4 protein-coding genes are annotated in these 18134 nt (G+C 43.3%); all 4 read right to left on the reverse strand.

All coding sequences use genetic code 11. The features are described from left to right. Window positions 1-8: 8 nt before the first annotated feature. Window positions 9-3716, reverse strand: a complete 3708-nt coding sequence (locus CJD36_RS10985; protein WP_105039221.1) for an AHH domain-containing protein — start codon at window positions 3714-3716, stop codon at window positions 9-11. Between the two features lie 65 nt (window positions 3717-3781). Next, a complete protein-coding gene (locus CJD36_RS10990) occupies window positions 3782-10843 on the reverse strand; it encodes a hypothetical protein (protein ID WP_161499277.1) in 7062 nt (2353 codons plus the stop codon). Between the two features lie 27 nt (window positions 10844-10870). Then, entirely contained in the window at window positions 10871-11278 is a 408-nt protein-coding gene (locus CJD36_RS10995) for a hypothetical protein (protein WP_133162601.1), read from the reverse strand. Window positions 11279-11614: 336 nt separating this feature from the next. Then, entirely contained in the window at window positions 11615-18127 is a 6513-nt protein-coding gene (locus CJD36_RS11000) for a hypothetical protein (RefSeq protein WP_105039224.1), read from the reverse strand. Window positions 18128-18134 lie beyond the last annotated feature (7 nt).

Genomic DNA, 18134 nt, shown 5'->3' on the forward strand with positions numbered 1-18134 from the left:
ACTTGAACTTAAGATACCCACTGCGATCGAATTATCTTTTGGGGCTTTATCTTTGTTTCATCTATTGGCCGCCTAGCATTTAGATTATCTATTGTAGGTACCCCTCTGAACAAATCTAGTTTATTCAGTTTTACACCTGGATTTTTTTTGATCGTTTCTATGTTTTTAGATGTGGTATTTCTGATAAAGTTAAGTGCCTCCTCATCGCTGTAACTCGGATTTCCTTCTTCAAATTGGTCGTATTGGTTTTTAACTTGCTCATTGTAGTTAGGATGATTTCCATGCTGACCTTTTCCTGTCTCTTTGCTGAATTGTTCAAGTGGCACTTTATTTTCTTTACCTTCAAATTTAAAGCCTGCTCTTCGTGCAGCCTGCATAACTGGATTTTGTTTAAGCTGCGCTGGATTAACATGATGGTCGTTCATTTTGATACCCATTTCAACAGCGTCACCAACAGCATCAATAACTTCTTCTGCAGGTACAATTTCAATATTTGGTATCGGTTTTATGGTTTCAAATAATAGCGGGGACAACCATTCTCTCCCTTCTAAATCTTTTCCGTCAATGACCCTATTTTCGGCAAATGCATAATTACTGTTCCACGGATATTTTTTAAACAACGGATCAACAGCACTAAATCTTGCAACTCCCGGATCATATCCTCTAAATTTAAAGTCAAGATGATTGCCTAATCCGGCCCATTCATTGTTTTTCATCTGCCCATTATACCCATACCTATAACTCTCACCATTACATACCCTTGAGACCACACTTTGTGGTACATAGGTGTAGTGCGGTACTCTTATGGCGGAGATACTGATATTGTTATCGTTGCCCGCATTATCGAGGGTTACATGCAGGCTGGCTCCATGGCCACCACCACTGTAGTGTATCTTTATTATGCCATTGTTGTCGCCGCTACTTATCACCACGTTGCCTAGGTTTTTGCCGGTGCTATCGTCTACCACGCTTACGTTGAACACGCCATCCCTTACCGTGGCTGTTACCAGTACATCTCCATCCGCAGGATTACCGGTGCTGCCGGTAGGGTCACCACCACCATCGCCCATAGGCCAGCTTACACCTGTGCCCGTGCCAGCTCCCGCTCCATCCATGTGTATAAGAATACCACCGTTGTCTGATGGAGTAACCGAAGGACCGCTACCACCTGAGTTCATCATTCGCGGATGACCAAGATCCAGCAGCACCATAGTTACCACTGTTATCATCTCTGTAAGTGTGGTGGTAAAGCAGTAGCTGGTAGTATCTTCGGTATAGCGCCCCGGCATATACTGCCCAAATGGATAGTAGTCGTAGGCTGTTACCACCACAGGCTTATAGCTGAGTATACTGTCTACTGCCGCAGGCAATGCCAGCCACCTGTTCATGGCCCGCTTGTCGCTCAGGGTTACCAGCACATCGCCCAGGTGGTCGGTAAGCTCATATTGCTTTAGGCCGCGGGTGTGCTGGGTGTAGTAAACATCTTTATGCGCGTTGCCGTAAAAATTTAGGCTATCCTGGGTAATAATATCCTGGTATTCCAGGCTGTACCACGGCCTCTTGGTCCATAGCCTGTTGGTATCTGTAAAGCCGCCATCCTGGGTATAGCTTACGCTTACCTGGTGCGGGTAGTAGCTCTTTACGCCCAGCCTGCTGCTGCCATATATATCATGGCTGGCCAGGTCAAACTGTTTTTCTTTTACTACCGCTACCGTAGCCAGTGTAGGCGGCAGGCCTACGCCCAGATCGGCAGTGGCGGTAGAAAGGTGCGTAAGTAAAGAGAGGCGGGGTAGCGCAGCTACGGCACTGTCTATCTCATCGTCTCCAAAGGCGGCATTAAATGCATTTACATAAGCCGCGGGATCATTATTAAATACTGCCCTCAGCTTTTCGCCGGTGGTAAAGAGCGCCTCCATAGTGCGTGCCGCACCTACCCAACTGTCGAAGAATGACAGTAAGCTGCCATAACCATCTTCGTAATTGGCCAGGCTGGCCATAACAAGTTTGGTGAGCCCTGTTCCACTACCACCCTTATCCGGCATTGGCTTCAACCCGTCCGATCGATCTACAGCTATTATCTTGATAGTATCTCCCCCACTACTTCCGCCGCCCCGGCCATCATCACCGTATAGCAAGCTGTCAGTACATATCAGGCGCAGCCAGTCTTCCATAGCACCCATCTCCACAGCATAGTCCATTGCCAGTTTTACCAGTATACTTTGTTCTATCCTATCGTCATTAATGTGTTGCAATAAAGTATCGCAATTAAGCACAACGGCACTATCAAGGTGAGTACTATCGGAATAACCGCCGGTACTATCTGCCGGATTATATCCACCTCCACCTGTAGTATCGCTATGTCCGGTTGTATTCTGGTAGCTGGCAGTGTCTCCCGATGAAGCCGCAGAATCAAGCAGGTGCTGCTGCTGGGCCTGCTGGGTAGCAAGACCTACCTCACTGCTGTAGCGCTTGTGTATAAGCCATAATGTAGAGTCGCCATTGTGTGCTGCACACAATAAGCCCAGGGCATGCTGCTGCAACCCTGGGTCGCTGAATACCAGCGAGAGTACGGTACGCACATCATCCTCCCCGCCATTCTTAAAATAATTATTGATAGCCGGTGCCAATATGGGCTGTTCGGCTTTAATGTCGGACGCTACCAGCGCAGGCAGGTAGGAAGGGTCTGAATAAATAAAATCTTTAAGACGGCCCGTACTATTGAGGAAATAAGAAACAGGGTGATCTGTTTGCTGTCTTATAAAATCACCATTGTCTGCAGAACGGTTCAAGAGCATATCCTGAAACTCTGCCACGCCTGCAAACTCGGGTGTTATAAACAGATTATTAAAATTTTCATCGCCACCCACAGTGCTGCGCATCCCCCTATGTGCCAGGTGTATAAAGGTAATCGGCTCCATAGTAAAGCGCGTCTTCTCGTTGTAAGTGGCCAGTATGTTGCCCTGTGCGTCGTGCACATAATAATTGTTAGTCTGGTTGGTACCTGTGTCTGAGCCAGTAGAAAAATACTTGGCTACCCTGTTTCCGGCCCCATCATAGCGGAACTGCATGGTATTGCCACCGGCATTATTCTGCGTGCTTGTTACCTTGTTATACAGGTTCCACCTTACAGTATCCTGGCCACTTACCAGATCTTTTACTGTATTGCCTATGCGGTCGTACATGTAGCGAGGCCCACTGGTGTCGTTGAATGGGGTAAGGGCATTATCGGTAACATCAGCAGAGTGGTCCAGCACCGACTGTAGCTTATTGTCTATGGCACCTGGTGTATATCTATATACTAGGCTATCCATCAGCGGCGCGCCTGCTCCTGTATTATTGCCATACCTGTTAAGCGATCGCAGGTTACCATCAGCATCGTAGGTGTAATCGTTCTTATAATCTGCAATACCGCTGAGAGAATGGTCTGCCGCGTTCACCGTGCTATAACCCGCGTTTCGTATGCGGTTCAGCTGGTCATAGGCATACTGCTTATTCAACCGCTGAAATTCATTGATGGCCATTGTCTGCCGGGCTATGTTGCCGTTGTACAGACTATGCGTAACAGGTGTAGTGTGTTGTAGCGAATTGTGGCTTACCGGCTTATAGTCGTTCTTAAAATAGTCTATGGCATAGGCTACTGCATCGCGCGCAAACACGCTGGTGTCTGTGCCGTCCTGAGCCATATCCAGCCCCACATTCAGGCTGTCATTATTCATACTCTTTAACCATCCCCGTATGGTGTAAGCATAATCAATACCCTGCACCGTAAGGTCGCCCAGCTCTATTCTGGCCAGCGGACCATGCTGTTGTAGCTCAGCATATTTACCTTGCCGCTTATTACATCATAATCATAGTCTACCCTCTTATACTGCTGTTTTACTGCGGCAAGGTCAGGAAAATCCTGCACCAGCATATTCACATTGCCCTCCATGTCATAGCTATAGTGAGTAGCATAGCTATAGTTATAGTATGCCTTATCCAGGGAGGTAAGGCTTTCAAAATACTTCACACAGGTCACGCGCTTGCGCAGGTTGCTCTGTTCATCAAGACCGCTGATTGTCTCTAATTTTTTAGCTACTGTATCGTAGAAAGTCATTACCACATCGCGGCGGTTGCGGGTGCGGATAAACTTTGCAATGGTATCATAGCTCACCAGGTTGATATTGTAAATGAGATAAGGATCGGGCGAGGCAAGGTAGGCCAGCATCGTCATACCGCCACCCGCAGGCACTGTAGTTGTATAAGTGTAGTGGCAATAAGGCACAGAGCTGCCACCACCGGATAGTGGAATGATATGTGGATCGAAATAAGCACAACCCAATTGAGACTCACCGGTTTCTATAAGCCTGTTCTGCTGATCATAAATATTATATGTATAGTAACCATCAGGAGCCTGCTTTGCATTCTGCGAGAATACCAGCCTCCCGGCATTGTCATAAAAGAAACGGGTCTTGCCGCCATCAATAGTGTTCTGCTGCTGCACCAGGTCGTAAGAATTATAGTTATAGGTATTGATCTTATTGTATACAGGGGCTGGGGACACTGCGGGAGTATTGTTCATCCTCGCGGTATCTACATCGTCTAGCAGTGTACCAACAGGAGCAATTGGCTGGCTACCAGCCGGAGGCACTGTAGATACAAGATTACCCGCACGGTCGTAGCCATACAGGGTAAGGTTAAACTCGTGATCCATGTAGCTCAATATGAGCTTCTCTTTAGTATTTCGGGCAAGGTAAGCAGTGAGATTACCTCTTACTGCTCGCTTAATAGAATCTCTATAATTGTTATAATTGAACACGCCAGCGCTAACAGCCCCCAGCAGATTGCCCCGTTCACAGTTATTGAACGTATCTGCCGGATTGGCTATACTATCCGCAAAATTACCCAGCAAAATTTTATCCAGCTGCACACTTTTACTGATCACAAAATCTGCGCGGCCTGTTGCATATAACACCGTAGGGTCTGTGCCTTTGCGGATGCCTACTGTAAAGCACCTGTTGAGACTATCGCCCGGTGCAGGTGCAATAGACACTACATGATACAGTGGATGTAACGCTATAGGTATATAAGACGGTAGGGAAATATAGACGTTAAAGAGACTATCGCCGGTACTAAAATACCTGTACCAATAGGTGTGATCAGCATTACGGTACACATCAAGATCCATAGCGCCCATACTGTACGCGGGTGTTACAAGGGCAGTAGGGAATATATACCCATAACCCGCCGATGAACTTGCAAGTGTTATAATGCGCTGCAAAGTATCGTAGAGTCTGTTGCTCATACCCGCGTTAGAGAGATATAAGTTAGTGTAGGTAGCGCCATCGGTGGCATTAGCTGCATAGCCGGCAGTATAACTTGTATAAGATGGAATACGGGCGATAAGATTAGCTGGCCTCAGGGAATCGAGCACCTGATAAGGGGGCAATTGCTGCAAAGAATAAGTATAAGCAAGGAGTGCCTGCTTCTGCGATTTGTAATAGTCCCCATCAACCGTATGCTGGTAACAGGCGGTAAACACAGCACCGGCAGTATAATGCTCTGCAAAATATGCTTCAAGCTTGCTTATGCTCCGCGATATGGCATAAGCAGGCGCACCAGATACGGCCACTACATTATAGACCTTTTTAGGTACGAAATGATCTCCCTGCCATATACCACGCGATGCAATCGACCGGAACTTGACATAGGTAGTATCAATGATATTGGAATCAGCAGGGCTGAAGGCAATGGCGGGATCGCTATATATAAAGCCTGCTTCGGTGCCCGATGAAGGTGCAGATAGTATAAATAGTTGGTTAACATTAGAAGCACCATATGTATTAAGGAAGGCCTTATACCTCCAGAGGTCCGGCACGGGAACGTTATTGAGATCTACTGCAATCCGGAGTGCACCCGACACACTATCTCTGAAAGAATTACTAAAATCATAGGAAGGATTTAAACTATTGAGTGATGTAATAAATCCATTCATCCCAAGCGCACCGGTAAATGTAAAATTGGCATAGCCTGCGCCGTATACGGGCATCTTTAAGCTATCTGCTAATGCACAACTTTGTATAAAGCGCTCATAGTCGTCTGCGGCAAAATGCTTTACAAGCTTGCCATTCATAAAATTAGCCAGTATAGTGCCATACAGCGGATGATCGGCACCATTGACACCATAGCGAGCCATAGTGTCGGCGAACTGTTTGTACAACATTTTCATCTGTGTACATGGAATACATTCTGCCAACGCGTTATCTGAATAACCCATAGTATTTATACTGTCTACCCATCCATACATTGTACAAGTATCAGGTGCTGGGCCTCCTCGGGTAATATCTGCCACAAAGCTATACTCATTGACCAGGCCTGCCGCCGAGGAGAGCGCACTATTGCTATTGATGCAAGAAGTAGTGATATTGAATGGACCGACCCCGGAAAAGAAATAGGCATTGCCCGGGCAATGCAGGAAAATTTTTACCGTATCTCCGGCTCCACTTGCTGCAGATGTGGTAGCGTCGATCTCATATAATTGCCTTATCAAATTTAAACTTGAACGCAAAGTACAAGCCGTATTGTTGCCTAAGGCAGTAGCAATAAGGCTATGAAAATGATGGTGTGCGGGATCAAGGGTAATGGTACCTACACCCGGTATTTGAAGCAATCCCTTGACGGTATTATTATTTAAAAAACTATCAATAGAGCGATAATAACCTGCTGTATTGCAATCATGAACAGTAGACGGTGAAGTATTACCAAACTGGCCTGCTGTGATTACATATGGATTACAAAGGTCGTTCATGGTAGCCCCACCTACCCTTATAGCCAGAAGTATTTGCTCGGCTGTAAAATTGCCCATTGGGGCGGCACCCGAACTATAAATATTTTCAAGCTTGTTTCTTATGCCTGTCTTTATTGAAGTATTGCCAATAATACAATTAGACAAATGAGCTATAATCGTGTCCATACTACGGTGCGCCATCATGGTATCTATATAGTAATTGAACACTATGGCGCTATCATGCATATCCCCGGTATCAAGCGTAGCTATATGCGCAAACCATCCACTATGCGGACCAACAAAAGATGAATCTATAGGGTGAGTATAGTCTGTACCAAATGGCACAGGCGGCACTGCAGTTGCCGTATCCAGATCGAGCCTTACATCGGCACAATGCGCACATGAAGTACCACCCCGGAAAAAAAGCTTGTTGATTATGTTCTGCCTGTATGCAAAATATAAATTGGAGAGGTTCTTGAAGTAAAAATCCTTTACCATATCATTGACCAGCAAATGATGACTGATCTCATATCGGAACATAGATGTTGCGCACTGATTGAACATAACACTGTCGGAAGCTGCGCAATAAGTATTGATCAATACAAATGTATCTAGCCTGATTAGACCACCACCAAAAGTGCTGAGCGTATCGGACGGGTGCGGGAACATACCGCTGGCTGCCATTATCGGGATTAGAGGATCATGGGCAACCAGGTCCTCAAGTTTAAGCAAACCCATACTTTGCGCTGCCCGCCAGTTGGGTACAGCAGCCATCTGCTTTTTAAAAGAATCGACAAAACAATTCTGGAGTTCACAATACTGCGGATGCAAGGGTAGCAGCGCCTCCGCAATAGAATAATTACCTTCTGTAATGGCCGCATTATATACCATACGGAAAGAATCGCCGGACATAGTTCTGAGATGGTTATAAAATATACCGCCCACAGTGATCGTGTCTTTCAATGAAGTTACAAGACATGTATCCTGGTAGCGATACTTGCAGGTGTTGGAGTCAATAAAACCTGTAGCGTAGCTAAAAGTGTAAGGGATATATGTAGTGTCAGTGGTATAGGTATAATCAACAGTTGTTGAAAGTGATGTCAGTATGTTGATTACTTGTCCATGTGGCAACGTTCCTTGCCAAGCAAAGTGCATGTCATTCCCGGTTATCGGAACTGAATTCATAGTGATAGTACTTGTTCCGTGTGTTCCCCAAGCTCCTGTATATAATGAATTACTATGAATCTCACCAATAACGGGGTACGGTGCAGCCAGCGAATGAATATATCCGTCTTCTAGCCTTATGTCTGCACTACTGTGCATTACTTGCAGATGTCCACTTACAGTCTCCGTTCCACTACCAACTGAACAAGCTCCAAAATCACGCTCCAAGACTGTAGGGTTTCTCAGTGAGTATTCAAGAGTGAGGGTTACTGAGGGAGTTAGTGTAGCAGATGGCGTTAACGTACTGGAAAGTGTACCACATTCTATTGTACCTATCAATGTCGAACCTATACCATCACCGGGATCATGGTCATTATATGTTAAACCATCGAAACCAGTTCCCCATTCATGCACATTGGCGCATCCGAAAGGCTGAATACAATAACCGACTGTATCAATATGCTGATGATACATCGTCACGTGCATAGAATCATTAAGGCAATTTATCGGCGAAAAAATAGAATTATCTGTACCTTTTAATTTTGAACCCTTATAATAATACTGGCCATATACTGCACCTGGAAATAGTTGCTGCATCATATCCCACTTCATTTTAGTACATGGTGTACTATCTGTGTTGTTTACGCCGGTGCATGGGAAGTTTGTGCCGGTAACACTGCTCCTTATAAAGTCCTCCTTGGTTCTGAAGCAATTGCCATATTTCATAAAAGAGTCGACAGCATCACTGATATCAGACGGATAGTAGGACAACTTTTTCTGTACATGGTATGGTGCAATATCAGCGCTAAAACTGCCTGCAACCACAGAGTAATTTATCGGGGCCGCAGCCACCATACCGTTATCACCAAAGTCTGTAACATGATCAAAAAGTAAGTTGCCGCACTTGTCGGAAATGTAAGACCTTAGGTGTGCTTTTACTGCAATGTTCTGGCTTGCACAAACAGGATAAGGGATTAGGCTGTAATCATACAACAACGAATCATCACCTTGCGCCTCATTAAAATAGTCTGCATCAGCAATTCTTGTGCCATTAGTGGTATCTATTGCCTGATTAGGGGTTGCGGGCAGTAGCAGGTCACGGTTAAATCTCTGGCTGGCAGGAAGATTATCCGTAATGATAGCATGATCTGATGAATCCGGACCTTGACCTATGAGTGCAGAGGCAACCATATGCCCCTCATAATCTTTAATGGACATGCTCAATTGCTTATTAGCATCGCGAGATACAGTCATATTGTAAAAACTGCTCCATCCTATATTTGGCCCGAAAAGTGAATTAAGTTTTTTCTGCCCTGGCCCGACATAATAGTTAGCCAGGTAATTACTATCCCCCACCTGCAAGGTCGGCCCGGCCCCACCCTGGGCTTTCACCCTGTCTGCATACCCTGGTTCGTAAACTGTTTGTATAAAAGGATAACCCTCAGCATCAGGCACATATTTCTGCCACGGATGTACCAAAGAATCCGGATCAAGATTGAGGGGAGAATAATAATGGCTGGCTAGTGCGGAAGACGCCAGAGGAGGGATAAGCAAATTAGAACAAACTGCAAGCCCCGAATCAAAATCCTGCGCTTTATATGGTTGTGTTGTCAATGAATTAAGATCAACATTGTGCAGGTATGAAAAAGAAGGAGACAAGGTAGGTGCAGGCCAGGTCTGGATAGAAGAACGGCCTTCGTAATCATAGATATTGTTGGTAACTATTAACTTATTCAGATCACTATTAAACCTTGTGATACTCTGCCTGTTTTTAAGCAACCCATCAAAGAAGCTACCCACGTGTTTAAATCGACCGCCTTCGGAAAAGCTGATCGTATATTGCCAGTTCAGGCTATCGTGCATATAGGCATCTGCAAGGTAATAAACTCCTGATAAGCCACAGCCCCAATAAGCGCCGCCAATGTCATCGTTATCAGCCATTGAGCAAGACCAATCACCATATACCGGGTATTTGAATAGCAAAGAATCCGGTCTTACCGGTCTTACTCGATAAACAACATAACCACGTGGATATGTAAGTGGTATCCTGTAGTTATTAGTATCAAGCCATACTCTTGTGCCATTTTTTTTAAAGTTGTATTGTAGAGAAGCCATCGGCATTGGAGACAGAGTGCCTGCTGGTAGAGAAACGTTATAATCATCTGCGAACGCCCATTCCAGCTCGTATCCTATGGGACTTACAGGACTTGATGAAAGCAGCCACGACACGTCTAGGTAACGTGCTGCTATATTCGGAACGACCGATACTACAGGCGGAGTTGCTGTTCCTCCTGATCCATATTGGTCTTTATCATAAACTTGAGTAACAATCTGGCCTTCAATTTCGAAATTGCGATATAAGGGATCGGTAAAATCAGCAATTATTAATCCTCCAACGCCATCATCTTTATATATCTGATTAACCGTCAACACCATTTTGTAGAAGCCAGAGTATTTCTTCAAGTTAATGTTTTGATAGGGCTGGTTTGAAGATGAACTATTGTAGCTTATTGTAAGTGTATCTTCATTAACAACCTGAAAGGCTGCAGACACGGTATCATCGGGATTCGTAAATCCAACCAACCTATATGTTAACCTGTAGGTATATTCCACCAGTGCAGAATGACTGGAGTGCATATCCATCTCGTTAACTTTAAACACAACATTGTTAGTGCAACTTTTGTATTTGTGATGTTGCCGCCAGTCGCTAAACGATGGCGAAGAGAAAAAGCCCCAGTCTTTACAGCGCACAGTTATGGGTGCTAATGGCAGCGAGCCTGCCATAGCAATTTGGTTCCCGTTTAATATTACAGACTCCTCCGAAGTCGGGAACTTGTACGTTTGCCCATACGATATCATCCCTGATAAAAGAAACAGAAATGTTGTAAGTAAAAGAATCGCGTATTTTTTCATAGCGTTTGCTTTGTTCCGTTTAATAAATCACTTTTGTGTGGAGTTGGTTATTGTCCTATACGTGTTATACTTTTTAAGTTCTAGCTTTCCTTGGGCATAAGTAAAGTATTGATTTGAAACCAACTCCGACTCTTCAATCCTGCTCGTGAAATTGTTGCATTTCATTTTTACGGTAACTCCCTTTATAGGACCATATCCTTCCGGCGATGGCTGAAATACTTCAACTGAATATAAAACAGGCATCTTCTTTATCTTATCATAAATAAGATCTAACCGTCTTAATAAACTACCCGCCGGAAAGGAGAGCACAACAGACAATACTCCTTCGTTGCTGATTTTTATTTCTTTTATAATTGCAGTTCGCAACATTGAGGTATCTGCATATTTCTCAATAGCCCCTCCATCAAAAATGTCTTGCTCTGTCTTTCTTTTCAATTGCCTATCATAGTTTTTATCTGTATTTACGAACAGGATGGTCTTTTGTCTATGGTCGGCCTTGTAAAAAAATGTTTTGTAAAAAGCATTGTATAGGCACTGCAATCGTTATAAATGTACTTTTCAGCGTAATTGATATACATTTTACCTTTTATGTAGTCTCTATTCCCATTTGGGAACACGACATCGCTATTATAGTCATAACCCATACTTTTTGTGCCTTTCAAAGACGCGTATGCGTTTCTTAACTCTCGCATAGTGTCAATCTTTTGAGCATGTGCGTCAGCTATGATCAATGAAGCAACAACAACAAGGAATAATCTCTTTTGCAGCATATTAATTTTTTGTATTGCCCCTTCTTGATTCTGATATAGTCATTGTGCCTTTTGTAGTCTCCTTTTTAGTGCGCACCAGTGTTCCCTCTTGGTCATATTCATACATAGTCGCAAAATTATTCTCATCCAATGTTGCGACAAGTCTCAGGGTAAACGGCTCATATACAAAAGCCTTCATGTTTCCAGCAAAAGGATATACACGCAAATCATCAATAAACGCGTCGGCGGGTAGCACTACGGTATTTGAACCTGCGGTGGCTTTGAACTTTACTTCTATCATTTGCCAACCATCTATAACATTAGTTTTTTTCACAGGGGGGCAAAGCGTTCCGTCAACAGTAACTCCACAATTTGCAGATAGCGGATAGCCGGTCGATGTCGAGTAAGCAAAAGAACTACCTGAACCCTGTTTAATCCAGTAAGAAAGCACATACTCCTTTCCTGGTACTATCTTAAAGTCCAGGTAGTCATTAGCAGAAGTAAACCTATACGGATTTACCGGATCATTTGTATAATAGATGTTGTAGTTATTGATCATTCCCAAGTAGTTATTATCATTCACTGGCAGATCGAATGAATAATCCGGTGAAACGGGTGTTCGCATGCTGTGATCACCAGTATGTGCATTACTTCCATCAATTACTAACCCTGTTGCGCTGGTATTGTAAGTGCTGTATGCACTACCCGTCGAAAGTGCAGTCAAGGTGAAGTCGTTTATTGGCGAGACTCTATATATTGTCAGACAATTATTATACTGCAATAGCTTATAGTCCTCAAATCCCTCTGAGAGAATATCACCTTGCCTCATATTCGCTCCTACAGCTACGGGTAATGATTCATTGTATCCAAATAAGGCTGTTGAATAATTACCCACTGCATCAATATTTTCTATCTCTTTCCCTCCGGGAGACCACTTGGTTACAGTTCTCGTTTTATGCCAGTTTGGATCAGTAATGTTTGGCATCCAATACATAAACGGATTTAGATAACAGGATGTTGGCAAACCTGAAGGAGGAGCAAACATTCCATTAGCAGTAAACAGACCGGAATTTCTTGCTGTTACGCCGGTATAATTACGTGGAGCCAGATAAGCATACTCATTAAACAACCTCCATTGTCCCCTCTCCCCAATAGCAAATGGATTTACTGTGTCTGCATTTGCAATATACCTATGAGGAATAGCTGTATTGGAATCACAAAAAGTTCTACCTTTTAAACTTATCAGGTTCGTAAGGTAGGTATTAAGAGTACCCGCACTACTCACAGGCGAAGACATAGATGAGTAATTTTCTATACTTTCTCCTAGCATATTTTTATGGCCAGAACTGATAACCTCTATACTTGCATGAGACAGTGTACTACCTATATCCCATCCTGATGTATTTAAAGGAAAACGAGGGAGGATGTTTACTCCTGTGCAGCTGGAGTGTGAAAAATGTACATAATGACGGTATGGTGCAGAATATGAGTACGTCGTATCTAGCGTACTGTCAATTGAAGGCACGATCCAACCAGGTACAATTGGTCCGGAAAATATAAAATCACGAGTTGCAGTTCCCCCACCTGTTAACGACAATGCAACATGACCGGAAACTGTATAAGGACCTCCGCTTACACCGGAAATGGTAACTGTTATTGGTATGTTACTGCCGGAGTGCAATTCATCATAAGGGACACCGGAACAACAAACATTTGTGCTGGATTCGTGATAAAATCCATCTCCTGTAAAAAATGCTGAAAGGCTTGGTGGTGTGAAATTGGAATTAAAGCAGGTATCTGCAAGCATTAAATTGGCCGTTGTAAGCTCTGTTCGGAGGTACTTCATTACTGGGTTTCCATGAGTAGTTGTGCAACAGAGTATTGAGTCTACGGTAATGCCACCAACAACGTTAAAAGGGTGATGATTGAAACAATACCGCGGAGCATATCGCCAATGAGTATGCATAAATGTATCGGACGTGGCTATTGGGTTTAAGAACGAGTCTAAAGTATATTGTGGCACAACCCCCATTACATAAGCTGTAGCATAACGCTTTCCACCCGTTGGTGGTGTATAAATTACAGATAGTTCATCGCCCGTTGTTAATGGTGCGGTATTGGTCATATTGAGCGTCCCTATATGGTTAGGACCTACTGTTATAGTACCGGTATCTTTGTAGCCAATATTGTTATACGCACCGCCCATAGCTTTATAAGCCCAATAAGCAGGGATCGAAGTATTGTATTCTTTGTCCTGGTATTCATTATTTATAGATGACACGATAACTTCCCCTGTTTTAGGGTCATATATTTCATTCTGAACAGTTGTTACCGCACCTTCGCTATAAGAAACCACATTGTCTATAATGCCATACTGCTGCACCACCTTTCCTACTACTGCCGATTGGAATTCGTTCTGGCTCTGGCTTATCCATGGATAAATAAGAGGTAGTGCTATGGGAATAAAGAGATAAAAACAATTTAGATTGCCATTTACTGTTGTATTGGTAGTTATCTCATTTTTTTGCCTGCTATCCAGTGTAACATCTTCCTCCACCCCTAACTGCCTGTTACGTACTACCATATTGGCCCCCACGTTCACCAGACAGGGAACATTGTTATCCAGGTCATTCCCTTTTTGCCTGTAATTATATATAGTATAGCTTACAGGTCGCGGTGTACTACTATTTGCATTATAAATGTTATGCTCTACCTTTTTAGGCTTGCCATGCATATCGTTTAATATCAGCGTATACCCCTGTGTTACCTTATATATGCTCCTTTGGGTAAAAAAGTCGTAGTGGTTATTTGGGTCAGGATCCTTCGGCGATGCCAGTAGCTGGACAGGAAAATCTTTGGCAGTATAGAACTCATATTTATCTTCTCCTTGCGACGATCGGCCAACGTTAGCATGTATACTTCTTACAGTGACATTGCTATAACCTACAGATGCCGGGGGGAATAACGACTCGCCTATCGGCAATTCCTGGTAAAGGTCCACCGGATCATTTGGAGGGAACGCATTGCCTGCCTGAATTGTATATTTTACAGGTAGGCGAAAAGGATTCTCGTCGCCACCCACCATTGGTTCATAACTGGCAACGCCACTACTTATTTTACCGTAAACAGGATCGTCTACTGTATAGTCATATGTTTTGCCATATAAGGCTTCTTCGGAATTACCTCCGCTTAGTTTTTGCCATTGGTCTGAAAATTTCAGTGACTTAACCCTTTGTCCACCACCTTTTTTCGATAGCCCCGGGCTTTGAAGCCTGATATAACTCTTAGAAAGATCTGCCACTCTTGCGTAACCCTGCTTTGCAAGATTGAGCACAGGGCTTTTAAACCTGTTCCGCAATTCGTCAGAAGCACCTTTTAAGCCCATAAGAATATTGAGCAGATCAGATTCGTCAGGATCAGAGCCAGGATATATGACTTGAGGCAGATTATATCGGGATGTATTTATAGCAGTATATGTGATCGGATTTAAAGTAGCACCACCTCCTTGTGTTTCCACTGAAGAAATTCTAATGTAGCCATAGGATGCATCATTGCTACAAATTCCTCCATCCGTAGCGTTAGCATAGCCTTTTATTTGTTCAAAAGTGCCGATATCTCCTGTAAGATTTACATTAAAATTAAAATATGTAATGTTTTCTCCACCAGGTGTAAAGTTTCGGCCAAGGTAATTCGCCCTAAAATCAAGCCCGGGAATTTCTTTAGCAGGCTGTCGTTTAAAATACAAATAAAGGTTAGGAGCATGAAGGTTTTGATAAAGCGACTTTCCCGCAACATAAGCCGGGCTATTGCCTACCCCCTTAACCATAAACATTTCATTTGCTGGTTTATCTTGGACAAATGCATAGTCGTCACTTTCGTAAGTTGCAGATATGACTCCTCCTGAAGGAAGAATTATTTTATTTAATGACCACGCACCAGCCAATGAATCATTATTGCTTAATTGATTTACATACGGAAACTCATAATTAGTAAATTGATATGTATTAGGCTTAAAATTCCCCCATCTGTCTTTTGCCGCAAGATTATAAGCAGGGTTAATTGCATAGCTAAACCGATAGGGGCTGATCATACTTTTTTGAGATGAACCGTTCTTAAAATAGATTTTTTCCAGTGTTAATTTTCCGGAACTCGAATTAGGAGCACTGTCACATAAAGAATAGCTATACGCAAAATAAATAGTCTTGATCGGTGTTGCGGTTGCTCTATTTATGAACCTATCGTGTTTATTATAAAGCTTAATGGAGTCAAGTTGGTATGATTCAGACGCTCCTACTTTTCCTGTATTATACAGGTCGCTTCCTCCTGCGTTCAGTAATGCGACAGAAATTCCCTTTGCATCTTGCCGGGGAGAGGTATAAAATTCAGCGAAATAGTTTTTTGTTTCAATTGAATGCAGATACCATTGGTCTCGTGAACCACAAACCACACTGGCCTTATCGTCTTTTTTATCGCTCCAAAAACCAGGGTTGTATTGTCCCTTTGTTATTCCGGCAGAGTAAGGAGACACCCACCGATAGTCACTGTCCGTGCGGCAATAATTGAATTTAGTATAGGACCCTAAGTCATCGTCAGAAATACCGTTTCCGGTCACATCCACATAGTCCGTTGATAAAACGGAGGTTAGAAGATAACTATGCGTAAATGCTGGTGTTATATTACTACTGTAATAATTATCTCTGCCTTTATGATTTGAGGTGGATAGGTCGCTACTCTCAAAGTCCACAATACCCGTAGTCAGATTTACTGTATTAGCCGGATGGGAAGGGTCAACACTAAACGTCACCTCTCGCTGAATACTGTTGATAGCAGGTATTCCATAAATATACTTCCGCCCATCTTTTTGAGTTTGTACAATTTCAGATAAGTGGTCTTTTTTTCTTTGATATCGCCCTTTCCCCACTCGCTTTATTTTGGTCACCACAGGAGTTCCAAAACTGTCAAATGCGTTTTCGTAATTAATAATATCCCTACTATTGCTAACCCCCGCCACCATGTCTTCTTCTGCAGTATGAAAATGGATAAGGTTGGCTCTGGGATCTCTCTTTGTTTGTGACCCTGCCTTTGTCTGTGGCAGGTTCATCACATCAAAAGGTGTAATCAAATTCTTTTTGCCTATCTGTTCAAAATAATTCGAATCAACCTCTGTTAATTCACCAGCCTGTTTGAAATATACATTTTCAAAAATACTCCCGGGCTTTTTCGACGTAAACCCTTTATTCATCGTACCAGACCGCTGGTAATTAAGCCATGGGCCAGATGTGATCTGTGTTCCTGAATGTGTAAAATCAAACCCTACTTCAAACGTGTTGCCGTCTGGACCAATTTCCGCTTGTCCTCCCTCGCTGCTAGTTGAGCTGTAAGTATATGGGTCATAGACATTCCCAAAATCATTCCTGAAAGGGCGAAACATACCACCCGTACCCTGGCCGCTTACACTGTATATGTCATAGGTCATACTTGGGGTAGGCAGGTATTGCATCGTTTTATTGAAAGAACCATCCTTGTCTCGCGTGAAATCAAGAATTGAACTGTTATCTTGACGTGCATTCTGAAGATATAAGTATCCGTATGCACTTCTTGATGCATCATTGTTAAAATGTAGCTTGCTACACATAGCACTTATATTAGCACTCAAATATCCACCAAGCATTTCGGGACCGATTTTAACTCTCCCGTGAATAGTAGTCATTGTGCTACTATTAGTAATAACAGGCACGTAATTTCTCATGCCTATGGGAATATTATAGGAAGAACTTAATGAATGTCCTTTATCGTCCGCGACTACAGACAACGATAGCGAAAGATCTTTAATTCCAGATCTTGTACTATACCCTCCTCCAACCGCAATATTTGCAGCGCCAACCCCAGCCATTTCCTTGCTCATAAACCGCGAAGTGGAAAAGCTTGCATTATAATCAAGGCTTCCTCCTGTTTGCGATCCAATACCTACGTTTACGCCAACTGAGGCGCATTTGTATATATTTACGTTAGCCCCATAGGTGAAATCCATACTCACTCCACGGTAGTTACTGATATTTAGATCTCCCCCTGCAGTTCCCGTCAAATTCAAAGGAAATGGATCACCCATCCCTGCAAGTTCAATTGTTCCACCAATGCCAACTCTTAGATTTTTCTCATCCTTTATGTGAAAATTCTTCAGGATACTATCTCCATTAAAATCATCAGAAACTCCCCGAACATTCCGGTTTATGACACCGGGATTAATATTCCAACCCAGCCCCACCCAACTGGCCTCCTGCTCCATCGTTACACCACCATGGTAAGAAATATTCATAGGATATCCTTCTACATCCATTAGCGGAATATTGTAAACAAAATCACCGCTGAACATATCTACCATGTCGGTCGTCCCAACTGGCTCAAACCCCTGAACCTCTGGCTGGGAAGGGCCTGTGGTAAGCGCAAGGGATACATTAGGTGCTAGAAGTTCGATGGTAAAGACAGCAAGAAGTATCCATGCTGTTCTTTTAATTTTATTTGAATAAGATTCCATAGCTCAA

Source organism: Flavipsychrobacter stenotrophus, from assembly GCF_002954265.1.
GTDB classification, from domain to species: Bacteria; Bacteroidota; Bacteroidia; order Chitinophagales; family Chitinophagaceae; genus Flavipsychrobacter; species Flavipsychrobacter stenotrophus.